Below are 24,645 nucleotides of genomic sequence, written 5' to 3' on the forward strand. Positions count from 1 at the left end.
CGACGGGCTCCGACGGGGGCGCGCCGTGCGTACGGCAACGCCGCGGCCACCCGGTTCACCAACGTGTACGAGGAGACAAACCAGTGCGGGAACGCAGGATTGGTACGGACGGTCCGTCGGTCTCGGCCATCGGGCTGGGCTGCATGGGCATGTCGGAGTTCTACGGACCCACCGACGAGGCGCAGAGCCTGCGGACGCTTCAGGCGGCGCTGGACCTCGGGGTCACCTTCCTCGACACCGCCGACATGTACGGCAAGGGTCACAACGAGCGACTCGTGGGGCAGGCCGTGGCCGGCCGCCGGGAGCAGGTGGTCCTCGCCACCAAGTTCGGCATCCGGCGCGACGACCGCGACCCGCGCCAGGGCCGCCAGGTCGACTCCAGCCCCGTGTACTGCCGGCAGGCCATCGACGCGTCACTGAAGCGGCTCGGTGTCGACCACGTCGACCTGTACTACCTCCACCGCCGCAGCCCCGACATCCCGATCGAGGAGACCGTGGGCGCCATGGCGGAGCTGGTGGCGGCCGGCAAGGTCCGTCACCTGGGGCTGTCCGAGGTCAGCGCGGAGACGCTGCGCAGGGCGCACGCCGTCCACCCGATCGCGGCCCTGCAGACCGAGTACTCGCTGTGGACCCGCGAAGTCGAGCACGAGGTCCTGCCCACCGCGCGGGAACTCGGGGTCGGCCTCGTGGCCTACTCGCCGATCGGCCGGGGCTTCCTGACGGGCGCCATCACCCGCTCCGAAGACCTGGACCCCTCCGACTTCCGGCACTCCCACCCGCGGTTCCAGCAGGAACACCTGGAGCGCAACACCCGCATGGTGGAGCGGCTGCGCGAGATCGCCGGCGACGCCGGCTGCACGCCCGTCCAGCTCGCGCTGGCCTGGCTGCTGTCCCGCGGCGAGGACATCGTGCCCATCCCCGGCACCCGCCGTGAGACGTATCTGCGGGAGAACCTCGCCGCCGCGGAGGTCGGACTCACCGACGAGCAGCTGGCCGCGGTCGAGGCCGCCGTACCGCCGGAGGCCGTGTCCGGCGAGCGCTACGACCCCGCGGGCATGGCCACCGTCGGCCTCTGACCGCGTCCGCCGGCCGGACGCACGATCCCTGAACGCCCCTTGCGACACCACCCGAGAAACGGAAACCCTCCCGTGGCAGACAAGCTCCAGCACCTCAAGCTGGCCGCCGTGAACATCGACGGCGTCCTGCTCAACGACACGTTCAGCCCGGTCATCTACAACTTCATCGTCAACCGCGGCGGCGAGTACACCGCCGAGGTCGAGCGCAGCATCTTCTCCCAGCCCCAGCTGGTGGGCGGCCAGGGCATGGCCAACGCCGCCCGGATGCCGTGGACCGCGCAGGAGGCCATCGACGTCTACTTCAAGGAACGCGAGGAGTACGTCCGGGACCACCCCGTCCAGCTCCTCGACGGCGCCGTCGACCTGCTGCGCAGGCTGCGCGCCCTGGGCCTGAAGACCGTGAGCTACGGCGGGCTGGACGCCTCCCACTTCGACCGCTACCTGGGCGAGCACGCCGATCTCTTCGACGAGCCCCGCTACGTCTGCACCAACGACTTCCGCCCCGGGCTGCGGGAGATCACCACCGAGGTCTTCGGCCTGGAGTACGACCAGGTGCTCTTCATCGACGACGTGGCCCGGGTCGCCGAGGTCGCCCGGGCGCTCGACATCCCCTTCATCGGGCACCCCAGCTCCTTCGAGCACAGCTTCCAGCCGCAGTTGATGCGCGACGCCGGCACCCGTCACATCGTCGACTCGCTGCAGGCCATCGACGAGGACCTGCTGCGCACCCTCGACGCGGAGGCCGCCGCGCACACCGTCTGGCGCGACTGAGCCCACGCGCACCGCCCGGCGCGGCTGAGCCCGCGCCCCCCGACGTACCGGCCCGGCCCTCCCCCGCGTCGGGCCGGTACCCCCCTCTCCCCCGCAAGGAGCCATGCCATGGACCGCGACTCCCGTGCGCACACCGTGCTGCTGGACTTCGACGGAGTGCTGAGCCTCAACGCCTCCAGCCTGCTGCTGCGGGCCCTGCACGAAGGCATCAACCGCCACACCGACCTCCCGTACGACGCCACCGCCGCCCAGTTCAAGGCCATCAGCACCTTTCCGCAGCGCGACAGCCTGCGGGTGCTGTTCGCCGGACTCGGCATCGAACAGCACCTTTCGGCCGAGATCGCGGCGCTGCGCTCGCTGACCGCCGTCGGCGGCGCCCGGCTGGCCCTCGGCGACGGGGTCGAGGAGTTCTGCGCCGAACAGCGCGCACACGGTGTGCGGCTGCGGGTCTTCTCCACCATGGACCACGCGACCGCGCGCCGCGCCCTGCTCGACGGGCTCTTCGAGCCGCGGGACTTCGTCGCCCTCGACCACGCCTCCAAGGCCGACCCCGACACCTACACCGCGCTGCTGGCCGCCGAGCGCGAGACGCATCCGGAGCGCTGGCTGCTCGTGGACGACTCCCCGCTGGCCCTGCGCGCCGCCAAGATCGCCGGACTGCGCACCGTACTGATGCGCGGAGAGGTCTTCACCGACGCCGACGTGGCGCCGTTCGGCTCCTCCATCGACGCCCAGGTCACCTCCTTCGCCCAGCTCGGCGACGTTCTGCGGCCCCTCCCGGCGGCCTTGCCGGCCTGACCGCCCCCTCCCGCCTCCAGGCACCCGACACAGGAAGCCTCCCGATGTCCCACACCCCTGCCGAAGCAGAGCCCGCCGTACGGCCCGCCACCCGAGCCGAGCCGGTCACCGCCGCCGGCGGCGAACGTCCCCGGATCGGCCCCACCCGGGTCCTCGTGGCCATCGCCCTGGCGGCCGTCATGCTGCCCATCTCCGTGACCGGACCCGGAGTGGCGCTCGCCGACATGTCCGGCGCGCTGCACGCCTCGGCCGCCTCCACCCAGTGGGTCCTCAACGCCTACAACGTCGCCTTCACCGCGTTCATGCTGGCCGCCGGGTCGGCCGCCGACCTGTACGGGCGGCGCCGTGTGTTCCTGACCGGAACCACCGTCTTCGCGCTGGCCTCCCTGGTGGCCGGAACCGCGCCCACCATCGTGCTCGTGGACGGTGCCCGGTTCGTCCAGGGCATGGGCGCCGCGGCCGTTCTCACCAGCGGCTCGACGCTGCTCGCGCACACCTTCGAGGGGGCCGCGCGGGCCAGGGCCTTCGGCATCTTCGGCGCCTCGATCGGGTTCGGCCTGGCGATGGGCCCGTTCGTGTCCGGGCTGCTCGTCGGTGCGGCCTCCTGGCACGCCGTCTTCCTCGTCAACGTGGTCCTCGGCGCGGTGGTCCTCGTCCTCGCCCGGCCCCTGCCCGAGTCCCGCAACCCCTCGGCCCGGCGCATCGACATGCCGGGTGTGGTCACCTTCACGCTCGCCCTGCTGCTGCTCGCCCTCGGCTTCGTCGAGGGACCCTCGCGCGGCTGGACCGGGCCGCAGACGCTCGGCTCCTTCGCGGGTGCCGCCCTCTTCCTCGCCGCGTTCGTCGCCGTCGAACTGCGCAGCAGCGAGCCCATGTTCGATCTGAGTCTGCTGCGCCGCCCCACGTTCGTCGCCATCATCTGGCAGCCGGTCAGCATCGTCTTCGCCTTCGCCGCGCTGCTGGTCTACCTGCCGCCGTACTTCCAGGGCGCGGGTGGCGCCGGGTCCACGATGTCCGGCGCGATGCTGCTGCCGCTCACCCTACCGGTGTTCGTGCTGCCGCTGTTCTCCGGGGCGCTGGTGAAGCGGTTGTCGGTGCGCACGCTGCTGGCCGTCGGCCCCGCCGTCCTCGCCGTGGCGCTGCTGCTGATGACCTTCACCGACCCGGTCTCCTCGCGCACCGGTCTGTACGCCGCGCTGCTGCTCGCGGGCATCGGTATCGGCCTCGCCTTCGGCGTCATGGACAACGCGGCGGTCAGCGTGGTGGCGCCGGAGCGCGCCGGCATGGCCTCGGGCATGTTCAACACCCTGCGTGTCGCGGGCGAGACGATCGGCGTGGCCTGCGTCGGCGGCCTGCTGCTCACCGCGACCCGGCAGCGGCTGCCCGCCACCGGCGGCGCGGACAGCGGCACACTGGCCGACGACGTGGTGCAGGGCCGGCTGTCCTCGGTGCGCCGCAGCGGGGGTGAGGACCTGGTGCACCGAGCCGTGCAGGGTCTGGAACACGGCTGGAGCGTCGTGTACGTCGTCCTCGCCTGCGTCGCCTTCGCCGGCGCGGTAGCCATCTTCACCCTGGTCCGCGACCGGGACCTGGACCCGGCGGCCACCGGCAAGGACGCCTGACCGTTCCGGGTCGCCGGCCTCGAGGGGGAACCACCTGGTGGCCTCCGGCCGGGACGTCTGACCAGCCTGTTCATCCTGGCGCCAGGCAGCGGTGGTCATCGCGGCCCTTTCGCAGGGTGCGGGCGGCAGCGGCCGGGGCCGGCCGGGACGCGGAGCGCCTCGGCGGGGCCGGTGCGCGGAGGGCGTCCCGGAGCAAGGGAGGGGCGGGTAGGGGCCCGGACGCAGACGGGGACTGCACGACGCCACGGGCGGCTGGACCTGGCCGCTGGTGGCACTGCTGCTCCTCACGATCCCGCTCACGGCGACGGGCATGAGCGCGGGCCGGGCACCCCGCAACCGGCGCCACGGCAGGCAATCTGCGGGTAACGGCTCCCGGACGGCCCGGGGCGCGCGTCCAGCACCCTGCACACGTGTCGGCCCGGTGACGGCGACCACCGTCACCGGGCCGACGCGCGCGCCCGCCGTCACCGCTCGCCGTCGGCCCCGGCCCGCTCCAGCGTGAGGGCGGCGTCCGCCACGGTCCGGCCGGCCTGCTCGAAGTCCACCCGGACGTCCCAGCCTCCGGCTGCCTCCGGCCGCTGTGGCCAGTGTGCCCGCACGGTCAGCGGCTCGTCGAGTTCGGCGTAGGCGCCGAACGACGCGCGCAGCCCCGACACGGTCCACCGCTCGGCGCCCGCACCGGTGAACGTCCCGGCCGACAGCAGGGCCGCCTGCCGGCCCGCCTCCATCAGCACCATGCCCGGCACGTGGTCCTGCGGATGGTCGAACAGGCTCGGATGACCGCCGGCCACACGCAGCCGGGCCGCCACCGCGTCCCCGGAGCGCACCGGGTCGAGCAGCACCACGTTCTCCGCACGCCCGCGCCCCACGAGCCCCGGCTCCACCAGCCCCTCGGCCTGTGCCAGGCGGTACGACTCCGACGTCGGCGTCGTCCCGGCGGCACGGCCGCGCAGCTTCGCGTAGACGGTGTCGGTCACATACTTCACCCGCATGGTCACCTCGCCCACCGGGCGCCCCGACGCCGACACCCGCATGCGGTACGCGAGGGCGCGCAGGGTCCCGGCGACCCACTGCGCGTCGTGTGTCGCGGCCTCGACGGTCACCGGGACCGGGCCGTGTGCCGGCAGGTCCGCGGCAGCGTCCGACAGCGTCATCGACCACTCCCGCAGCACGAACTTCGTGTCGGGCGGTGCACCGAAGTGGGTGTGCACCGCGTGGGTCTCCGCCTGCCGGCAGCACTCGAGCAGCAGCAGCGGGTCGACGGGCTGGGGCGTCGTGTGGTCGGTGTAGTACGCGTGGGAGGGCGGCAGCTGGGCGGCCGCGACGAAGTGCTCGTCGTCCACGCGTGCGCTGTCCGTGAGGAACACCTCGGACAGGGCGTGCCGATGGACGAGGCCGCGCGGCACGGTCTGCTCGAATGCGAGGGCGGTGCGCGCCGCCTGTGCGGCACCTGGTCCGGCCGGCTCGGTCACCACGGTCATCCGGCTCCCCTTTCGCTGGAACTGGCTGGGTCTCACTGGGCTGATGCGGGTCTGCCCCGGCCCGCCACACTCCCAGCCGCGGCTAACACCCGGCTCACAACGGCGTCATGGCGCACGAGCCCGACCGGCGGGCTCGTACGCGTCATGGCCTGGGCACCCGACCGGTCGGCCGGGACCCCGCGAGGGCCCCGGTCCCCTATGGCCACACGAGCAGCACCGGACACGGCGCGTGGTCCACGACGAACCGTGTCGGCGGGGACAGTGTCTTCGGGCCCGGGCGGCCGCGGTCGCCGTCACGGCCGAGGATCAGCAGGTCCGCGTCGCGCGCCGCGGCGACCACCTCCTGCTCGGGCCGGCCGGTGCGTTCCGTCCGGGTGCAGGGGCGGCCCAGCCGGTCCGCGGCGGCGGCCAGGAGGCGCTCCCCGGATTCCGCGGCCAGCCGCTCCAGCCGGGTGCCGGGGTCGTGCCCCGGGTCGGCGCGGCCCAGCAGGCCGGCGAACGCGCCGTGCGCGGCGTCGGCCACGTCATGGCCGCTGACGTGGAGCAGTACGACCTCGGCGGCGTCCCGGGCGTACGTGCGCGCGGCGTCCACGCACGCACGCCAGGTGCCCTCGGCGACCCAGACGACGACGGCCATGCGCTCGGCCTCCCGATCAGGTTCCGATCACGTGCAGGGAACCCCACAGTGCCACCACGGCCACGCCCAGGGACAGGGGCACGGCGATGAGGCCGAGCGTGGTGAACTCCTTCAGCTCGACCTCGTGGTCGTGCTGGTGCACGATCCGCCGCCACAGCAGCGTGGCCAGCGAGCCGGCGTAGGTGAGGTTGGGCCCGAGGTTGACGCCGAGCAGCACCGCGAGGACCGCCCCGGCGCCGGACGGCGCGGCCAGTGGCAGCAGCACGAGCACCGCCGGCAGATTGTTGATCAGGTTGGCCAGGACGGCGGCCAGCGCGGCCAGCGCCAGCAGCGCGAGCAGCCCGGTGCCGTCCGGGACCAGCTGGCCGAGGGCGTCCGCGAGGCCGTTGTCGACGACTGCCCGGACCACGATTCCCAGCGACAGGACGAACGCCAGGAACGGCACGGAGGCGGCCCGGACGATCTGCGACGGGCGGGTCCGCCGGCGGGCCAGGGCCCGTACCGCCAGCACCAGCGCGCCCGCGCACGCCGCCCAGGCGGGGTCGAGACCGACCGCGGAGGCGAGCAGGAAACCGGCCAGCGTGCCCGCGACCGTCACCAGCGCGAACACCGGCACCTCGGGCGGCTCTCCGGCGTCGGGCGTCTCGGCGCCCACGCCGAGGTCGGTGGCGAAGAACCGCCGGAACACCGCGAACTCGACGGCGATCGCGGCGAGCCACGGCAGCGCCATCAGCCCGGCGAACCGGGCGAAGCTCAGTCCGCTGACCGAGAAGGCCAGCAGATTCGTCAGGTTGGACACCGGCAGCAGCAGCGAGGCGGTGTTCGACAGATGGGTGCAGGCGTAGACGTGCGGCTTGGGCCGCGCGCCGAGGCGGGCGGCCGTCGCGAACACCACCGGTGTCAGCAGCACCACCGTAGCGTCCAGGCTGAGGACGGCGGTGATCGCCGACGCGGTGACGAAGACGTACAGCAGCAGCCGGGCCGGGCTGCCCGCCGCCGCCCGCGCCATCCACGCCCCGCACGCCTGGAACAGCCCCTCGTCGTCGCAGAGCTTGGCCAGGACGAGGACGGCGGCGAGGAACCCGATCACCGGGCCGAGGCGGGCCGCCTCCTCGCGGGCGTGGTCGAGGGAGATCGCGCCGGTGCCGACGACGAGCGCGGCGGCCGGTACGGCGACGACGGCCTCCGGCCACCCCCAGGGACGGACGACCGCGCAGCCGAGGACGAGGACGAGCAGGACGGCGGAGAGCGACTCGGCGAGCATGGTGTTCAGCGGTGGATCCTCTCGGGCGGCCGGTTCACCCGAGAGTTCATCACAGGTCCGTGCAGCTCACTTCAGCAGCCGGGACAGCCGGCGGTCGGCGAGCGGCTTGCCGCCGGTCTGGCAGGTCGGGCAGTACTGCAGGGCGGAGTCGCTGAAGGAGACCTCGCGGATGGTGTCTCCGCACACCGGGCAGGGCTCGCCGGTGCGGCCGTGGACGCGCAGGCCGCTCTTCTTCTCCGCCTTCAGCCGGCCCGCGGCCACGCCCCGGGAGCGCTCGACGGCCTCGGTGAGCGTGTCCCGCAGTGCCCGGAAGAGGCGGGTGGTGTCCTCGGGGGTGAGGGAGGCGGCCAGTTTGAAGGGGGACATCTTCGCCGCGTGCAGGATCTCGTCGCTGTAGGCGTTGCCGACCCCGGCGATCAGGCTCTGGTCGCGCAGGGCGCCCTTGATCTGGCGGCGCTCGCCGGCGAGCAGGGCGGTGAAGCGGGCCTCGTCGAAGTCGTCGGCGAGCGGGTCGGGGCCGAGGCGGGCGACGCCCTCGACCTGCTGCGGGTCGTCGACGACGTACACCGCGAGGCGTTTTTGTGTGCCGGCCTCGGTGAGGTCGAAGCCGGCGCCGGTCTCCAGCGCCACGCGCAGGGCGAGGGGGCCCTTGCCGGGGCGGGGCGGGCCGTCGGGCAGGCGGTCCTTCCAGTGCAGCCAGCCCGCCCGGGCCAGATGGGTGACCAGGTGCGGGCCGCCCTCGGTGGCGAGGTCGAGGAACTTGCCGTACCGCCGCACGGCGGTGACCTCGCGTCCCTCCAGGGCGCTCAGGGGTGGGTCGTAGGTCTTCAGGACGCTGATCGCGACGGGCAGCACGCGGACGATCTCGTGGCCGACCAGGTGCTCGGACAGGAAGTCCTTGAGCGCTTCCACCTCGGGCAGTTCCGGCATACGTCCAGAGTGCCACCCGTCCCCGCGGTACCCGCGCATCGCGGTGCGTGGGCGGCGGGCGGGTCGGCCCGGCGCCGCTCACGCCGTCGCGGGCACCACGAACTCGCACCACACGCACTTGCCGCCGCCGCGCGCCTCCACGCCCCACACGTCGGTCAGCAGGTCGACCAGGAGCAGACCGCGTCCCGAGACGCCCTGCACGCCGGCCTCGCGGCGGCGCGGCAGGGCGCTGGAGGAGTCCTCGACGTCGACCCGGAGCCGGCGGTCGGCGCCGTTGAGCACCCGCAGGGTGACGATTGCGGCTCCCTCGGTGTGCATGAGGGCGTTGGTGATCAGCTCGTCGGCGACCAGTTCGATCTCGTCGGCGCGCTCGCGGGCGCCCCAGGTGCGCACGGCGGCGCGGATCATGTGCCGGGCCTGGGTGAGCGCCTCGGCGTCGCCGGGGGCGACGTGCTGCTGGAGGCGGCCGCCGGTGCGCGGGGTGTCCAGGGGGCGGCGCCGCAGCAGGAGCAGGGCGACGTCGTCGTCGCCGGCGCGTTCCTCGGCGACCTCGATCAGCCGGTCGGCGAGCGCGCGCACGTCGTCGGGGCCGGCGGCGACGAACGCGGCGAGGGCCCGCATGCCGTCGTCGAGGTCGGCGCCGGGCTGTTCGACCAGGCCGTCGGTGGTGAGCAGCAGGGTGTCGCCGGGGTCGAGTTCGACGGTGGAGACCGGGTACTCCAGGCTGCCGAACTCCGCGGACAGCCCGAGCGGCAGCCCGCCGGGCACGGCGATACGGCGGCACGTGCCGTCGGCGGCGCGTACCAGCAGGTCGATGTGGCCGGCCCGGACCACCTGGACGACGCCGGTGCCGAGGTCGGCCTCGGCGTACAGGCAGGTGGCGAAGCGGTCGGTGTCGAGTTCGTGCAGGAAGACGGAGGCACGGGCCATCACCGTGGCCGGGGTGTGGCCCTCGGCGGCGTAGGCGCGCAGCACGATGCGCAGCTGGCCCATGACGGCGGCGGCGTGTGTGTCGTGGCCCTGGACGTCACCGATGACGGCGCCGACCCGGCCTCCCCCGGAGGGGGTACCCCCAGGCAGCGGGATCAGGTCGTACCAGTCGCCCCCGATGTCCCGGCCGAGCGCCCCGCCGGCGCTGCCCGCGCGGTAGCGGACGGCGACGTCGGCGCCGGGCACGCTGGGGATGGTGCGCGGCAGCATGGCCTGCTGCAGGCCCTGCGCGATGTCCTTCTCCTCCTCGTAGAACATGGCGCGCTGCAGGCTCTGCGCGATGCTGCTGCCGAGCGCGACAAGGATGTTGCGCTCCTCGGGGGTGAAGCCGTGCCGGTCGTTGTAGAGCAGGCCCATCGCGCCGATCGGGCTGGCCTGGACGATGAGCGGCAGATAGGCGGCCGAGGTGATGTTCAGGTCGGTGATGTGCGGCCACAGGATCGGGTAGTCGGCGGCGAACTCCTCGGGCGACTCGATGAAGCGCGGGCTGAGGGTGCGCACGACCTCGCTCATCGGGTACGGCTCGTCGATGCGCGTGACGCGGGTGCCGGGGACGAAGCTGCCGAGGGGCCCCTCGGCGATCAGCCGGATGCGGCCGGCCTCGACCAGGCCCATGACGAGGCTGGCGGCGCCGAGGTGGACCAGCCCGTGGGTGTCCTTGAGGACGTCGATGACGTCCTGGACGGTGCGGGCGTGGGCGAGGGCGGCGGTGGTGAGCTGGACGACGTTGGTCTGCTCGCGGCGGGCCTCGTCCAGGGAGGCCTGCTGGCGGTGGGCGGCCAGCTCGTCGAGTTCTCTGGTGGCGTCGCGGACGATGCCGACGATACGGCGCGGCCGGCCGCTGTGGTCGCGCCGGATGTAGCCCTGGGTGTGGGTCCAGCGCAGTTCACCGGTGCGGCAGCGCAGACGGAAGTAGGCGCCGTAGTTCTCGCTGCCGTCCTTGATGGCCTGGGCGACCAGCGCGTCCAGTCGGCGGGCCTCGCCGGGCGGCACCCGGGCGGCGAGGGTCTCGGGCCGGCCGTCGTACTCGTCCGGGCGCACGTCGAACGCCTCGTGGGCCTGGGCGTCCATGCTCATCCGGCCGGTGTCCAGGTCCCAGTCGAAGGTGCCCATGCGGTTGAGCGCCAGGATCGGATCCGGGTGGGCGGGCCGGTCGTCCGGGAGTGACAGGGCGCTCGCACCCCGATCAACCATGCGCCCACCTTGCCAGGCTTTGCCTGATTATTCGACCGGGGGGCGGGGTGTTGCCGGGGGCGGCTCGCCCTCGTACGGGTTACCCGGGCGGAGCCGTGGCACACGGAGCGTGACGATCGAGCGCGGAAGAATGGCAGGAGAGGAGCGCCGAGGCGTGGACTGGTTCACCGCATCCGACTACTGGCTGAGCCGGCTGGTCTTCCAGCGGGCCCTGGCCGGTGTCTACCTGGTCGCGTTCCTCACGGCGGCCCTGCAGTTCCGGGCCCTGCTGGGTGAGCGCGGCATGCTGCCGATCCCGCGGTTCACCGCCCGGGTGCCGATGCGGCGGGCGCCGAGCCTGTTCCAGCTGCACTACTCGGACCGTTTCTTCGCCGCGTGCGCGTGGGCGGGCTGCGCGGTGTCGGCGGCGCTGCTGGCGGGGGTGGACGGATATGTGCCGCTGGGCGCGGCGATCGCGCTGTGGCTGGTGCCGTGGGCGCTGTACCTGTCGATCGTGAACGTCGGCCAGACCTGGTACTCCTTCGGCTGGGAGTCGCTGCTGCTGGAGACGGGGTTCCTCGCCGCGTTCCTCGGCAACGACGAGGTGGCGCCGCCCGTCGTGGTGCTGTTCCTGCTGCGCTGGATCCTGTTCCGGGTGGAGTTCGGCGCGGGTCTGATCAAGATGCGCGGGGACGAGTGCTGGCGGAAGCTGACCTGCCTGGACCACCACCACGAGACGCAGCCGATGCCGGGCCCGCTGAGCTGGTTCTTCCACCACCTCCCCCGGCCCCTGCACCGGGTGGAGGTGGCCGCCAACCACGTCACCCAGCTGATCGTGCCGTTCCTGCTGTTCACCCCGCAGCCGGTCGCGACGGCGGCCGCCTCGCTGATGATCCTCACCCAGCTGTGGCTCGTGCTGTCGGGCAACTTCGCCTGGCTGAACTGGATCACGATCGTGCTGGCGGTGCCGGCGCTGCGGTTCCCGGACGGCGGCGCCCCCGCGTCGGCGCCTTCCGGCGCACCCCTGTGGTACGAGGTGGTGGTGCTGGCGGTGGCGGCGCTGCTGGTGTTCCTCAGCTATCACCCGGTGCTCAACATGATCTCCCGCCGCCAGGTGATGAACCGCTCCTTCGACCCGTTGCACCTGGTCAACACCTACGGCGCGTTCGGCAGCGTCAGCCGTATCCGCTACGAGGTGGTGGTCGAGGGCACCCTGGACGACGTGCCGCGCGAGGACTCCGACTGGCGGGAGTACGAGTTCAAGGGCAAGCCGGGGCATCCCGGGCACTGGCCGCGCCAGTTCGCGCCGTACCATCTGCGCCTGGACTGGCTGATGTGGTTCGCGGCGCTGTCCCCCGGCTACGCGGGCGCGTGGTTCGAGGGTCTGGTGGAGCGGTTGCTGGAGAACGACCGCGACACCCTGCGCCTGCTGCGCCGCTCCCCCTTCCCGCCGGACACTCCCCCGCGCCACATCCGCGCCCGCCTCTTCCGTTACCGGTACACGACCTGGCGGGAGCTGCGCGAGACCGGCGCCTGCTGGAAGCGGACCTACGTGCGCGAGTACCTGCCGCCGACCCGGCTGGCCGGGGTGGCCCAGCGGACCTGAACCGCTCCGGGAATACCTCGTTTCGAGAGAGCCTTGGCATGGGGTGATACCTCGTTTCGAGATACGGCCACCGCGCCGTACGACCGCTTACGGAGACCCCATGGACGCCACCATGCGCGCCGTCGTCCTCGACGCCCCCGGACCGGTGACGAACCTGCACGTGCGCCGCCTGCCGCTGCCCGAACCGCCGCCCGGATGGATACGCGTCAAGGTCGGGGCCTTCGGGCTGAACCGCTCCGAGCTGCACACCCGGCTCGGGCTCGCCGACGGCGTGACCTTCCCCCGGGTCCCGGGCATCGAGGCCAGCGGCACCGTGGACGCCGACCCCGACGGCGTGCTGCGCCCCGGGCAGCAGGTCGCCGCGCTGATGGGCGGCATGGGCCGGGTCTTCGACGGCGGCTACGCCGAGTACACCGTCGTACCGCGAGCGCAGGTCGTCCCCTTCACCTCGGACCTTCCGTGGGCGACGATCGGCGCGGTGCCCGAGACCCTCCAGACCGCCTACGGCTCGCTCACCACCGGCCTCGACCTCGCGGCCGGGCAGACCCTGCTCATCCGGGGCGGCACCTCCGCCCTCGGCCTGGCCACCGCCACGCTGGCCAAGGACCTCGGCGCGACCGTGCTCGCCACCACCCGCCGGCCCGAGCGCCTGAAGCACCTCGCCGACCACGGCGTCGACCATCCGCTGGTCGACGACGGCGACGTCGCCGCGCAGGTCCGCCGCATCCTGCCCGACGGCGCGGACGCGGCGCTGGAGCTGGTCGGCACCCCGACGCTGCCCGACACCCTGCGCGCCACCCGCGTGCACGGCACGGTCTGCTTCACCGGGATGCTGTCGAACGAGTGGACCGTGCGCGACTTCTACCCCCTCTCCTACCTCCCGCGCGGGGTACGGCTCAGCGCGTACGGCGGTGACGCCGGCGACCTGCCGGCCGACGTGCTCCAGGGCTGCCTGGACCGGCTCGCCACCGGAGAACTCACCCTGGGCCCGGTGCACGCCTACGCGCTGGACGACATCCGCGCCGCGCACCGCGACCTGGAGGAGGGCCGCAAGGTCGGCAAGCTGGTCGGCCTGCCCTGAGCCGGTGTCAGAGCCCGTGCCGGAGGGAGGGAGGATAGGCCACGCCGACCTGGGTACGCGTGTCCGGCACCCCCCGGTAAACGAGCGCCCGGCGCGCAGCGCCCCTTGACGCAGTGGGAGATCAGATGCGGCTCCGCCAGCCGGCTCCGGCACCGTCCCGGTGCTTCGCGAACGTCCTCGCCGGACGGTACCGCCTGGACAGACTCATCGGCTCGGGGGGCGCCGCCGACGTCCACCGCGGCCACGACCTGCGTCTGGAACGTCCCGTGGCCGTGAAGATCTTCCGCGCCGGCGCCGACGCGGACATGGAGGAACGCTTCCACAACGAGGCCGTGATCCTGGCCCGGTTGCAGCATCCCGGCCTGGTCACGGTCTACGACGCCGGCCGGCACGACGGCCGGCCCTACCTGGTCATGCAGCTCATCGACGGCCCGACCCTGAAGCGGCGCATCGCCGCGGGCCCGCTGTCCACGGACGCGACGGCCACCCTCGGCGCCGGCCTCGCCCGGGCCCTGGCCCACGCGCACGAGGCGGGGATCGTGCACCGTGACGTCAAACCCTCCAACATCATCCTGGACACGTCCGGCCGGCCCCATCTGACCGACTTCGGCATCTCCCGGCTGCTCGACGCCACCACCCGCACGGCCCCCGGCTCCCTCATCGGCACGGCCGCCTACCTGGCCCCCGAGCAGGTCCTCGGACAGTCCGTCGGCCCGGCCGCCGACGTCTACGCCCTCGGACTGGTGCTCCTCGAATGCCTCACGACCAGGCTGGAGTACGACGGCGCTCCCCTGGAGGCCGCGATCGCGCGCCTGCACCGCCGTCCCGCGCTGCCCGGGTCCCTCCCGGAGGAACTCGCCGCGCTGCTGGGGGACATGACCGCGCTGGACGAGGGGGACCGCCCGTCGGCGCACGAGTGCGCCCGGACGCTGACCGCGCTGGCCGGCACCGCCGGTCCCGGACACGGCCCGTCCACGGCGGCCGTGACGAGCGTGGTGGCCGCGGAAGCACCGCTGCGGGACCCCGACACGACGCGCCCGGGTCCGCCCCCGGCCTCGGGCGCGGCCACGCCGAGGGGCGCACGCGGACGGCGTCTGGTCGCCGGCGGAGCCGTCGCGCTCGCCACCGCCGTGGCCGCCACCCTCGCGGTCTCCGACGGCACGTCGCACGGGGGAAGCGGCGAGAGGGCGACACAGGCCGTCAGCCGCCCTTCCCCGGAGGCGCCGACCACGTCCGAGGCGAGGCCCGAGGCGGCCCCCGCCGCTCCGGCCTCCCCCACCGGCGAGGGAACCGGGCGGCTCCGTGACGCCGCGCTGGAGGAGAGTTCCCGTCCCGCCCCGGCCGGCCCGAGCCGAAAGCCGGTCACCGTCGGCCCGAGCCGGGAGCGGGGCAGCGGTACGACCGGACACGGCCCCGTGGTCTCACCGCCGCGTTCCGGCCGGGGTGACACACCGAAGAAGGCCAAGCAGTCCCAGCACAAGGCCCACAAGAAGGGCAAGCGCTGACCGGCCCCGCCCCCAGTGGTCACCTGGTGCCGGACGGGGCGCACCGCCGCGGCGAGCGCCCCGTCCATGCTCACGCCCTGCGCAGCCGCAGCGTCACCAGCTCGAACGGCCGCAGGCGTACGGCGATGTGCTCGCCGTCGACGGCCGGTGCCAAGGCGTCCGGCAGCGGGCGTTCCAGCAGGTCGGTGACGGTGACCTCGGCGAGCGGGAAACCGGCGGTCAGCGTGGCGCGGGTGCGGCCGCCGTGGGCCTCGTGGAAGCGGACGACCACGTCGCCGCTGCCGTCGTCGGCGAGTTTCACCGCCGTGATCACGACCGCGTCCCGGTCGGCGGTCACCAGCGGTGCGACCTCGCCCGCGCCTGTCAGCCGCCGCTCGGGCAGGTTGATCCGCCAGCCCTCGCGCACCGCGTCGCCGATCCCGGCGCCGGGCACCAGCGCGTGCCGGAAGCGGTGCACGCCCTGGTCGGTCTCCGGGTCGGGGAAGCGCGGGGCGCGCAGCAGCGAGACGCGCACCGTCGTGGTCGTACCGCCGTCGGCGCGCACCGTGCGGGTGACGTCGTGGCCGTAGGTGGAGTCGTTGACGACGGCGGCGCCCCAGCCGGGCTCCTCCAGATGGAGGAAGCGGTGGTTGCAGGCCTCGAACTTGGCCGCCTCCCACGAGGTGTTGGTGTGGGTCGGCCGGTGAAAGTGCCCGAACTGGGTCTCCGACGCGTACCGTTCGGCGTGCACGTCGAGCGGGAAGGCCAGCTTCAGGAACTTCTCCGTCTCGTGCCAGTCGACCTCCGTGTCGATGAGCAGCCGCCGCTCGCCGGGCGCCAGGGACAGCACCTGGGTGACCTTCGAGGAGCCGAAGGAGCGCGTGATCCGCACCGACTGCCCGTCCTCACCGGCCGTGACGGCGTCGGCGTCGGTGAGGTCGGTGACCGTGTTGCGGTAGAACCTGTCGACGTCCCAGGCGTCCCACATGTTGGGGAAGTCGGGGTGCAGTTGGAGGAGGCCCGCGGGCTGTCCCGGCGGAAGGGCCTCGCGGTCGGCGTCGACGTCGTACACGGAGACGACCAGGCCGCGTTCGTCGATCTCGACGCGCAGATGGCCGTTGCTCAGCACGTGCCCTCCGCCGGTGCGGTCCTCGCGCGTCGTGTGGCCCTCGGTCGCCGGGGTCCCGGCGCCGCCGGACGGGACGCCGGAGCGGGTGTGCGGGGCCGCGTTGAAGACCAGCGGCACCTCACCCTCACCGGCCAGGGCGCGCTGGGCGGCGTCGATGATGCCGTTCAGCTCGGTGGCCAGGCGTGCGTAGGTGGCGCGGGCCTCGCGGTGCACCCAGGCGATCGACGAGCCGGGCAGGATGTCGTGGAACTGGTGCAGCAGGACCGTCTTCCAGATGCGGTCCAACTCCTCGTACGGGTAGGGGAATCCGGTGCGTACGGCCGCCGTGGCCGCCCACAGTTCGGCCTCTCGCAGCAGGTGCTCGCTGCGCCGGTTGCCCTGCTTGGTCTTGGCCTGGCTGGTCAGGGTCGCGCGGTGCAGTTCGAGGTAGAGCTCACCGACCCAGACCGGCGGCTCGGGGTACTCGGCCTCGGCCTTGGTGAAGAACGTGTGCGGCGGCTCCCACACCACCGTGGGCGAGCCCTCCAGGCTCTTCAGCCGGGCCGCCTTGGCGACCATCTCGCGGGTGGTGCCGCCGCCCCCGTCGCCCCAGCCGGTCGGGGCGAGGGAGTGCCGGGCGACGCCCTTGTCCTTGAAGTTGCGCTCGGCGTGGGCGAGTTCGCTGCCCTTCATGGAGCAGTTGTAGGTGTCGACGGGCGGGAAGTGGGTGAAGATCCGGGTGCCGTCGATGCCCTCCCAGCGGAAGGTGTGGTGCGGGAACCTGTTGGTCTGCGACCAGGAGATCTTCTGCGTCAGCAGGTACTTGGAGCCAGCCGCCTTGATGATCTGCGGCAGTCCGGCCGCGAAGCCGAAGGTGTCCGGCAGCCACGCCTCGTCGTTCTCGATGCCGAACTCGTCGAGGAAGAACCGCTTGCCGTGCACGAACTGCCGGGCCATCGCCTCCGAGCCCGGCATGTTGGTGTCCGACTCCACCCACATCCCGCCGGCCGGCACGAACCTCCCCTCCGCCACGGCCTTCTTCACCCGCGCCCACACCTCGGGCCGGTGTTCCTTCACCCACGCCCACTGCTGGGCCTGCGACATGGCGAAGACGAACTCCGGCTCGTCCTCCAGCAGAGCCGTCATGTTGGACGTGGTCCGGGCGACCTTGCGGACGGTCTCGCGCAGCGGCCACAGCCACGCCGAGTCGATGTGCGCGTGCCCGACCGCGCTGATCCGGTGCGCGGAGGGGACGGCCGGGGCGGCGAGGACATCGGTCAGCTCGGCGCGGGCGCGCGCCGCGGTGCCGTTCACGTCCTGCAGGTCGACCGCGTCCAGGCACCGCTCCACGGCGCGCAGCACGTCCCAGCGGCGCTGGGCGTCCACCGGCAGCTCGGCCATCAGCTCACCCAGCACCTCCAGGTCGAGCACCAGCTGCCACACGTCCTCGTCGAAGACGGCGAGGTCCATACGGGTCAGCGTGTACTGCGGCTCGCTGCCTGCGGTCTCCTTGTCACCGAGCGGTGTCGGCACGAAGGGGTGGTAGTCGAGGATGACGGGGTTGGAGGCGGCCTCGATGTGCAGCCGCACCTCCTCGCCGCCCTCGACGGGCGCGCCGACGCGCACCCACTGGTTGCGCGGGTTGAGGCCCTTCACCGGGGTGCCGTCGCTCCGGTAGACCAGGCCCTCGCACTGGAAGCCGGGCATGTTCTCGTCGAAGCCGAGGTCGAGCAGGGCCTCCACGGTCTTCCCGGCCCACGCCTCGGGGACGGTGCCGGTGACCCGGAACCAGCTGGTGCCCCACGGAGCACCCCAGCGGGCGCCGACCGCGATCGGCTCGGGCGTCGCGGCCAGGCCCTCGGCGACCGGCACGGGCTCGCCGGGTGCGTGCCACACCACCACGTCCAGCGGCACGGACTCGGGGTACACGGCGGGGCGGATGCGCTCGTCGAGGACGCGCTTGAGGCGGGCTTCGACCAGGCTGCGGTCGTCATGCATGCGGGTGCTCCGTAATCGTCCGCGGGTGGTTACCAGGGGTGGGTCAACGTCGCGGGGGCCGACGAGGTGTACAGCTCCCCCACCGCGCGCACTTCGAACCGTGCGGCCCTCTCGCCCTGCTCGGGCCGCAGGCCGGCGGCGTGGAAGGCGCACTGTCCGGTGGCACCGAGGAAGCGGCGGGTGCCGTCGGGCAGGACGCGGTGCAGGGTGTACTGCCGTACATCGCCGCCCGGCCGGTTCCACCCCAGGCGCAGCGCGTCGGCGGCGGCCGCGGTGACGCGGAAGCCGGTGGGCGCGGCCGGCGTCTCGCGGGCGGTGCGGACGGCGATACGGCCGAGCCGCCAGCGCAGGGGCCCACCGCCGGTGGAGGTGAGCCGGATGCCGAGGGCGCGCAGGGTGCCTCCGGCCAGTGCCGGGAGCGGCACGGTCACGGTCCGCCAGCCGTTGACGAGCCCCGTACGCGAGGCGCTGTCGACCGAGCTCACGGGCAGATATGTGTACGGCGGTGGCGTCCCCGGTGTGCCCGGCTCCGCGGTGGCGACACCGAGCTCGACGTTCACGTCGCCCTCCTCGACCCGGTAGGTCACCTCGACAACGGTGTTCACAGCGCGCGGCAGGCGTGTCGCGTACAGCTCGACCACCACCGGTTCGTCGACTTCACCGCCCTGGCTGTCGACGAGGACGCTGCTCCCGCCCCGCCAGGCGTCCGCGAAGTCGAAGGAGACGGCCGCCCGCCGGCCCGCCGTGTGCACCGCCCACCGCCGCGACGGCAGCCGGTCCTGGAGCCCGAGATGGTTCCAGGGCGCGTCCGAGACGACTTCCCCGTCCTCGTACCAGCGCAGCCCGTGCCCGGTGTTGAAGACACTGGCGAACGGCACGGACGTCACCGCCGAGCGGTCGGCCACGGACACCGCGGGCGCCCGCCACGGGTCGGCCGGATCGGGCCGCGTCGGGTCCAGCGAACGCCCGGTCCAGAACCGGTCGTCCGCCGCGTGGAAGTCGCCGGGGCGGCGCCGGTCGTCGGGCAGCTGGTTGCGGGTCCACTCCGGCCGGTAGAAGCCGATCGAGGTCACGTGGTCCGACGAGGTGGGCACGACCGCGTCCCAGTTCACGGACGTGTTCCAGCCGTTCGCCTCCACGTCCACGCCCGCCCACAGCGCGTACCGGCTGCGGCCGAGCCGCTCGGCGGCGGCCCCGGAGGAGGCGAGACCGCCCGTGCTCCAGCCGAAGTTGACGAACATGTCGTCGGCGGCCTGGAAGAAGGGCTCGTTGCGGCTGGTGAGCGCGTTCTGCCAGTCGACGCCGCCGTCCACGGTCATCGCGTCGTACCAGGTCACCCGCTGTCCGCGGGCCGCGGCCAGCGTCTTCAGCTCGCGGACGAATCCGAGCATGTCCGCCCCGAGCCCGCGGTCGCCGCCGCCGGTCTCGGCGTTGAGGAACCACCCGTCGAAACCGTACGCGGCGGCGACCGCGACGAGTTGCGCGGCGAGCGGGTAGTGCCCGGTGGCGTCCTTCCGCACCAGATCGCGGGTCCAGCGCAGCTGTCCTCCGTAGGCGACGGGCGGCAGGAAGACGTTGCCGAGGACGGGCACGCCGTGGCGGTGGGCGGCGTCCACGACCGGCGCGTTGGGCGCGAGGATCAGGCCCTCTCCCGCCGAGCCGCCCCAGAAGACCAGCTCGTCGATGTACGCCCAGTGGGTGAGGGCGTAGTAGTCGGCGGTGGCGGAGCCCTGGGAGGGGTTGCCCGAGGTCGGGCCGAAGGAGACCAGGGCCTGGATACGGGCCTGCCCGGAGCGGGCCGTGGCGTTGGCCGGGGCCGGGGTGAAGCGGGGGGCGAGCGGTACGGAGGCCGCGTTGAAGGCGAGGTCGGGGTCGGTGGCCGCGCGCCAGGACTTCAGGCTGCGCCAGGTGATGCCGGGACCGGGGCTGCCGGCGGGCAGGGAGTCCGGGTACCAGTAGGAGGCGTACGGCTGGAGCGCGGCCGTCGCCCTGGATGCGGCCTGCGCGGGCGGGGACGGCAGGAGCGCGGCGGCGCCGGCGGCTCCGGCGGCGAGCAGGACGGTGCGTCGGGTGGGGTTCACGAGCGGGTGCCTCCTGGTGGGGTGGGGAGTACCTGTTCGGGAGCGACGACCTCGGTGATGCCCCGGGCGGCCAGGTGGGCGGTGTCCCGGGTGCGGGTGTCGAGGACGGTGGTGGGGCGGGCGCCGTCCGCGACCAGCCGGAAGAAGGCGTCGAAGACGGGTCCGCCGGGGGCACAGAGCGAGCGCAGAGCAGGGTCGGCGGGCACGGCGAGGGCCGTGGTGCGCGTGGTGGGGGTGTCCCGCGGTGTGCGGGCGGCGCGGGCGAGGACGCGGGCGGTGTCCTTGGGCCGCCGGTCGTTGGTGAGCAGCCCGAGGCCGTATTCGAGGTCGGGGAAGTCGGCGAGGGAGCGGGAGACGTCGTGGGAGCACCACCAGGTGACGCCCCACAGGCCGGGACAGTCCAGGGCGGCGGCGATGGTGGCCTCGGTGAAGGCGGCGGCGTGCTCGGGCGGGATCAGGGGTGCGGGCGCGCCGACCTCCTGGAGCCACACCGGCCGCGCCGGATCGTCGGCCCATGCCTTGCTCAGTTCGATCAGGTAGGCGGCGTGGTGTTCGGTGGGGATGCCGGTGCGGCCGTGGCGCTGGGCGGTGCCGTTGAAGACCCAGGAGTGGACGGCGGTGACGGCGCCGTGCCGGGCGGCCTGGGCCGGGGTGAAGGGCTGGTCGTCCTGGTACCAGGTGGCGTCGTACTCGGCGTGCAGGTGCAGCCGGCCCGGAGCGCCCTTCTCGCAGGCGGCGAGCATGCGCTCCAGCCAGGCGTCGATCGCCTCGGCGCTCGCCCGGTCGGGGTCGGGGTGGGGGCCGGCGGAGAACTGGTTGACCTCGTTGCCGAGGGTCATGCCGAGGAAGTTGGGGCGGTCGGCGAGCGCGGTGGCCAGGGCGTGCAGGTAGGCCGCCTGGCCGTCGAGGACCTCGGGGTCGGTGAAGAGGTTGCGCCGGTGCCAGGTGCGGGTCCAGGCGGGCAGGAAGTCGAAGCTGCTCAAGTGGCCCTGTAGGCCGTCCACGTTGACGTCCAGGCCGCGTTCGGCGGCCGCGTCGGTCAGGTCGAGGAGCTGCTCGATCGCCCGGGGCCGGATCAGGGCGCGGTCGGGCTGGAAGTAGGGCCACAGCGGGAAGACGCGGACGTGGTCGACGCCGAGGGCGGCGATGGAGTCCAGGTCGGCGCGGACGGCGCCGGGGTCGTAGTCGAGCCAGTGGTGGAACCACCCCTCGCTGGGGGTGTAGTTGACGCCGAAGCGCGGGGCAGCGGGCATGCGGAGGTCCTTGGGAGAGGCCGTGGGATGCGGGCCGTTGCGGCGGTGGCCGTGAGGGGTTCAGCCCTTCACCGCGCCCTCGCCGACCCCGCGGAAGAAGTACCGCTGGAGGCAGGCGAAGAGGGCGATGAGCGGGGCGACGGCGATGACGGTGCCGGCGGCGACGAGTCGCTCGTCGCCCGCGAACGTGCCGTGCAGATAGTTGAGGCCGATGGTGAGGGTGAACCGGGACGGGTCGCTGAGCACGATCAGCGGCCACAGGAAGTCGTCCCAGGCGCCCATGAAGGCGAAGATCGCGACGACGGCGAGGGTCCCCTTGACCGTGGGCAGCGCGATCCGGGTGAAGCGCTGCCAGACGTCGGCGCCGTCGACGAAGGCGGCCTCCTCGATCTCGTACGGCAGGTTCAGGAAGGCGTTGCGCATCAGCAGCACGTTCATCGCGCCGATCGAGCCGGGCAGGACGACGCCGATCAGGGTGTTGTTCAGGCCGAGTTCGCGCATGGTCGTGAACTGGGCGATGACGATGCCCTCCACCGGTACCAGCATCGCCAGGATGAAGGCGAGGGTGGCGGCGCGCCGGCCCCGGTAGCGCAGCCGGGCGAGCGCGTAACCGGCGAGGGCGGAACCGACGCAGTTGGTGACGACGTTGGCGGTGGCGACCTTCAGCGAGTTCAGGGCGTAGTCCCAGACGGGGATGGTGTCGGCGACCCGCTCGTAGTTGTGCAGGGTGGGGTGCTCGGGCAGGAAGCGGGGCGGGGAGCTGAAGATGTCCTCGGTCGGCCCCTTGAGGGAGGTCGACAGCTGCCACAGGAACGGGCCCACGGTGAGCGCCAGCACGGCGAGCAGCAGGATGTAACGCCAGGCCAGTTCCGCTACGCGGATGCGCCGGCCGTGTTCGTCGGTGAGGCGGGGTTCGCGGGCGGCCTCCGTCCGCGGCGCGGGCCGCACCTTTTCGAGGACGCTCACCGGTCCTCCTTCCGGTCGGCGCGCAGCACGAGCAGCATCAGGGCGACGGTGACGACGAAGACCACCAGGGAGAGGGCGGAGGCGTAGCCGACGCGGCCGGTGAGGCCGGTGCCGGTGCGCTGGACCAGCATGACGAGGGTGGTGTCCTCGCCTGCCGGGCCGCCGCTGGGGCCGGCCATCAGATACACCTCGGAGAACACCTTGAACGCGGCGACCGAGGACAGTGCGCCGACCAGCACCATCGTGGAGCGCACGGCGGGCACGGTGACGGTGAGGAAGCGGCGGACCGTGCCCGCGCCGTCCACGGCGGCGGCCTCGTGCAGTTCGCGCGGCACGTTCGCCAGCGCGGCGAGGTAGATGATCATGTAGTAGCCGAGGCCCTTCCACACGGTGACGGCCATGGCGCTCAGCAAGAGCAGCCACTGGTCGCTGAGGAAGCCGACCCGGCCCGCGCCGACCGTCTCCAGCAGGGAGTTCACCAGTCCGCGCTCGTCCAGCAGCCACACCCAGATCAGGCCGACGACGACGATCGAGGCGACGACGGGGGTGTAGAAGGCGGAGCGGAAGAAGGCGATGCCGGGGATGTTCTTCTGCACCAGCAGGGCCAGCAGCAGCGGCAGCACGACGAGCGCGGGGACGACCCCGACGACGTAGAGCGCGCTGTTGCGCAGGCCGATCCAGAACATGTCGTCGTGCAGCAGCTCGCGGAAGTTGGCGAGCCCGACGAACTGCCCGGGGAGCAGGGTGCGGCGGTCGGTGAAGGCGTTGATCACCGTGGAGACGAACGGCCACAGGATGAACGCGCCGATGATCAGCAGTCCCGGTGCGGCGAACAGCCACGGACTGGTGGGCAGTTGACGCCGCACCCGGGAGACGGTGGAGCCGGCCATGGTGGTTCAGCCCTGCTGCTTCAGCAGCGTGTCGCACTGCTTGACAGCGTTGTCCAGCGCGTCCTGGGGGCTCTGCCTGCCCTGGAGCGCCTTGGCGACCTCGTTGCGCAGCGCGGTCTTCATCTGCTCGCTGAACAGCACCGGCGTGTAGTTGACGGCGCTCTTCAGCGACTGCGCTGCGGCGACGCGCACCCGGGTGACGTCGGTGCCGTCCTGCCGGGTGAAGTACGGGTCGTCGAGCGATCCGGCGGTGGAGGGGAAGATGGCGACCTTCTTGGCGAAGGACATCTGGTGCGCGGCGTCGGTGACGAAGTGCGCGAAGGCGATCGCGGCGGGCTTCTTCCTGGTCTGCGCGTTGACCATCACGCCCATCACGTACATGTTGACGTGCCCGGTGCTGGTGATCTGGTCGGTGATGCCGATGTTCTTGTACAGGTTCGGCGCGTTCTTCTTGAAGTTGTCGAGGTCGAGGGCGCTGCCGGGGTTCATGGCGACGGCCCCGGTGAGGAACTTCTTTCCCGACGACTCCGGGGTGGCGGTCAGCGCCTGCGGGTCGAGCGCCTTCGCGTCGTACAACTCCTTGTACTTGGTGAGGAGTTCCACGCCCTTGGCGTCGTTGAAGGTGAAGGCGGTGCCTTCCTTGTTCATCAGCTCGACGCCGTAGCGGCCGAAGTCCTCGACGGTGGGCACATTGGCGAGGGTGGCGACCTTGCCGTCGGTCCTGTCGGCCATCTGCAGGGCGTCCGTGAAGAGTTCGGCGTACGTCCTGGGCGGCTTGTTCGGGTCGAGTCCGGCCTTGGTGAACAGGGACTTGTTGTAGAACAGCGGCCCGGTGTTGAGGTACCAGGGGAAGGCGTACGTGCCGCCGAGGCCGGGGATCTGGTGGCTGGCCCAGGCGCCGTCCAGGTACTCCTTCTTGTACTGCCCGGCCGCCTTGTCGAGGTCGAGCGCGAGGCCGGCCTTGGCGAGCGGGGCGACCAGGTCCGGGGAGACGTTGACGACGTCGGGCAGGGTGCCGCCGCCCGCGTCGGCGCTGATCTTGTCGGCGTAGCCCTCGGCGGGCTGGTCGATCCACTTGACGTGCGTGCCCGGGTACTTCTTCTCGAACTCGGCTACGACGCCCTCGAAGTAGTCCTTGAAGTCGGCCTTCAGGTTCCACGTCTGGAACGTGATGTCGCCCTGGACCTTGCCCGAGGCGTCGTCCGAACCGCCGTCGTCACCGCCGCCGCCGCAGGCGCTCAGCGGCAACAGGACGACGGCGGCAGCGGCGGCGGCGAAGGTTCTGCGGGAGATGCGCACGACGGTGTGCTCCTTGTCGGGGACGGTGTGCGGTGGGGTGGACGGCCGGCCGGTGGCGCCGGGCCAGACCTTGCCCGCCGATTCCCGACGACGTCAATGGATTCACGCGAACTAATGTCTTTAGTTGCCCATTTGGC

General features: G+C 72.8%; 18 protein-coding genes. 7 read left to right on the forward strand and 11 right to left on the reverse strand.

The window, feature by feature from the left end; genetic code table 11:
• Positions 1–83: 83 nt before the first annotated feature.
• The 4 genes from AB0J12_RS10555 to AB0J12_RS10570 all read left to right on the forward strand — a co-directional run bounded on the left by AB0J12_RS10555 (position 84) and on the right by AB0J12_RS10570 (position 4,267).
• Positions 84–1,076: an aldo/keto reductase gene (locus AB0J12_RS10555; RefSeq protein WP_363263875.1), complete on the forward strand. Its 993-nt coding sequence runs from the start codon at positions 84–86 to the stop codon at positions 1,074–1,076.
• A 72-nt stretch (positions 1,077–1,148) separates the two neighbouring features.
• Positions 1,149–1,847 (forward strand): HAD family phosphatase, encoded by a 699-nt coding sequence (locus AB0J12_RS10560; RefSeq protein WP_363263876.1) that lies wholly within the window; start codon positions 1,149–1,151, stop codon positions 1,845–1,847.
• A gap of 108 nt (positions 1,848–1,955) precedes the next feature.
• Complete coding sequence (locus AB0J12_RS10565; protein ID WP_363263877.1) at positions 1,956–2,645, forward strand: HAD-IA family hydrolase; 690 nt, start codon at positions 1,956–1,958, stop codon at positions 2,643–2,645.
• A 44-nt stretch (positions 2,646–2,689) separates the two neighbouring features.
• Positions 2,690–4,267 (forward strand): MFS transporter, encoded by a 1,578-nt coding sequence (locus AB0J12_RS10570; RefSeq protein WP_363263878.1) that lies wholly within the window; start codon positions 2,690–2,692, stop codon positions 4,265–4,267.
• A 464-nt stretch (positions 4,268–4,731) separates the two neighbouring features.
• Here the strand turns inward: AB0J12_RS10570 and AB0J12_RS10575 are convergent, their stop codons facing one another.
• The 5 genes from AB0J12_RS10575 to AB0J12_RS10595 form a co-directional block, all read right to left on the reverse strand.
• Positions 4,732–5,748 (reverse strand): ScbA/BarX family gamma-butyrolactone biosynthesis protein, encoded by a 1,017-nt coding sequence (locus AB0J12_RS10575; protein ID WP_363263879.1) that lies wholly within the window; start codon positions 5,746–5,748, stop codon positions 4,732–4,734.
• 196 nt (positions 5,749–5,944) lie between these two features.
• Positions 5,945–6,385 carry a universal stress protein gene (locus AB0J12_RS10580; protein WP_363263880.1) on the reverse strand — a complete coding sequence of 147 codons (441 nt, stop codon included), beginning with the start codon at positions 6,383–6,385 and terminating at the stop codon, positions 5,945–5,947.
• Positions 6,386–6,401: 16 nt separating this feature from the next.
• Entirely contained in the window at positions 6,402–7,658 is a 1,257-nt protein-coding gene (locus tag AB0J12_RS10585) for an SLC13 family permease (RefSeq protein WP_363264167.1), read from the reverse strand.
• A 57-nt stretch (positions 7,659–7,715) separates the two neighbouring features.
• A complete protein-coding gene (locus AB0J12_RS10590) occupies positions 7,716–8,579 on the reverse strand; it encodes a DNA-formamidopyrimidine glycosylase family protein (RefSeq protein WP_363263881.1) in 864 nt (287 codons plus the stop codon).
• Positions 8,580–8,657: 78 nt separating this feature from the next.
• Complete coding sequence (locus AB0J12_RS10595; protein ID WP_363263882.1) at positions 8,658–10,763, reverse strand: SpoIIE family protein phosphatase; 2,106 nt, start codon at positions 10,761–10,763, stop codon at positions 8,658–8,660.
• Positions 10,764–10,917: 154 nt separating this feature from the next.
• Here AB0J12_RS10595 and AB0J12_RS10600 point away from each other — a divergent pair, with 154 nt between their 5' ends.
• The 3 genes from AB0J12_RS10600 (at position 10,918) to AB0J12_RS10610 (ending at position 14,934) form a co-directional block, all read left to right on the forward strand.
• Positions 10,918–12,348: a lipase maturation factor family protein gene (locus tag AB0J12_RS10600; protein WP_363263883.1), complete on the forward strand. Its 1,431-nt coding sequence runs from the start codon at positions 10,918–10,920 to the stop codon at positions 12,346–12,348.
• Between the two features lie 100 nt (positions 12,349–12,448).
• A complete protein-coding gene (locus tag AB0J12_RS10605; RefSeq protein WP_363263884.1) occupies positions 12,449–13,429 on the forward strand; it encodes a zinc-binding dehydrogenase in 981 nt (326 codons plus the stop codon).
• A 125-nt stretch (positions 13,430–13,554) separates the two neighbouring features.
• Positions 13,555–14,934, forward strand: coding sequence for a serine/threonine-protein kinase (locus AB0J12_RS10610; protein ID WP_363263885.1), 1,380 nt, complete (start codon positions 13,555–13,557; stop codon positions 14,932–14,934).
• A 70-nt stretch (positions 14,935–15,004) separates the two neighbouring features.
• On the opposite strand, the gene AB0J12_RS10615 is transcribed toward AB0J12_RS10610, so the two are convergent.
• The 6 genes from AB0J12_RS10615 to AB0J12_RS10640 are packed head-to-tail and all read right to left on the reverse strand — an operon-like array spanning position 15,005 to position 24,508.
• Positions 15,005–18,019 (reverse strand): glycoside hydrolase family 38 C-terminal domain-containing protein, encoded by a 3,015-nt coding sequence (locus AB0J12_RS10615; RefSeq protein WP_363263886.1) that lies wholly within the window; start codon positions 18,017–18,019, stop codon positions 15,005–15,007.
• Positions 18,020–18,048: 29 nt separating this feature from the next.
• Positions 18,049–20,100, reverse strand: coding sequence for an endo-beta-N-acetylglucosaminidase (locus AB0J12_RS10620; RefSeq protein WP_363263887.1), 2,052 nt, complete (start codon positions 20,098–20,100; stop codon positions 18,049–18,051).
• Complete coding sequence (locus tag AB0J12_RS10625; protein WP_363263888.1) at positions 20,097–21,353, reverse strand: glycosyl hydrolase; 1,257 nt, start codon at positions 21,351–21,353, stop codon at positions 20,097–20,099. The genes AB0J12_RS10620 and AB0J12_RS10625 overlap by 4 nt, the downstream gene beginning before the upstream one ends.
• A 60-nt stretch (positions 21,354–21,413) precedes the next feature.
• Positions 21,414–22,319, reverse strand: a complete 906-nt coding sequence (locus AB0J12_RS10630; RefSeq protein WP_363263889.1) for a carbohydrate ABC transporter permease — start codon at positions 22,317–22,319, stop codon at positions 21,414–21,416.
• A complete protein-coding gene (locus AB0J12_RS10635) occupies positions 22,316–23,209 on the reverse strand; it encodes a sugar ABC transporter permease (protein WP_363263890.1) in 894 nt (297 codons plus the stop codon). The genes AB0J12_RS10630 and AB0J12_RS10635 overlap by 4 nt, the downstream gene beginning before the upstream one ends.
• Before the next feature lie 6 nt (positions 23,210–23,215).
• Positions 23,216–24,508, reverse strand: a complete 1,293-nt coding sequence (locus AB0J12_RS10640; RefSeq protein ID WP_363263891.1) for a sugar ABC transporter substrate-binding protein — start codon at positions 24,506–24,508, stop codon at positions 23,216–23,218.
• Positions 24,509–24,645: the final 137 nt, after the last annotated feature.

Source organism: Streptomyces sp. NPDC049915 (assembly GCF_040656475.1).
Taxonomy (GTDB): Bacteria; Actinomycetota; Actinomycetes; order Streptomycetales; family Streptomycetaceae; genus Streptomyces.

Coding starts and splice junctions, on each gene's coding strand:
- AB0J12_RS10565 (WP_363263877.1), top strand. CDS start 1,956: ATGGACCGCGACTCCCGTGCGCACACCGTGCTGCTGGACTTCGACGGA.
- AB0J12_RS10570 (WP_363263878.1), top strand. CDS start 2,690: ATGTCCCACACCCCTGCCGAAGCAGAGCCCGCCGTACGGCCCGCCACC.
- AB0J12_RS10575 (WP_363263879.1), bottom strand. CDS start 5,748: ATGACCGTGGTGACCGAGCCGGCCGGACCAGGTGCCGCACAGGCGGCG.
- AB0J12_RS10580 (WP_363263880.1), bottom strand. CDS start 6,385: ATGGCCGTCGTCGTCTGGGTCGCCGAGGGCACCTGGCGTGCGTGCGTG.
- AB0J12_RS10590 (WP_363263881.1), bottom strand. CDS start 8,579: ATGCCGGAACTGCCCGAGGTGGAAGCGCTCAAGGACTTCCTGTCCGAG.
- AB0J12_RS10595 (WP_363263882.1), bottom strand. CDS start 10,763: ATGGTTGATCGGGGTGCGAGCGCCCTGTCACTCCCGGACGACCGGCCC.
- AB0J12_RS10605 (WP_363263884.1), top strand. CDS start 12,449: ATGGACGCCACCATGCGCGCCGTCGTCCTCGACGCCCCCGGACCGGTG.
- AB0J12_RS10610 (WP_363263885.1), top strand. CDS start 13,555: ATGCGGCTCCGCCAGCCGGCTCCGGCACCGTCCCGGTGCTTCGCGAAC.
- AB0J12_RS10615 (WP_363263886.1), bottom strand. CDS start 18,019: ATGCATGACGACCGCAGCCTGGTCGAAGCCCGCCTCAAGCGCGTCCTC.
- AB0J12_RS10625 (WP_363263888.1), bottom strand. CDS start 21,353: ATGCCCGCTGCCCCGCGCTTCGGCGTCAACTACACCCCCAGCGAGGGG.
- AB0J12_RS10635 (WP_363263890.1), bottom strand. CDS start 23,209: ATGGCCGGCTCCACCGTCTCCCGGGTGCGGCGTCAACTGCCCACCAGT.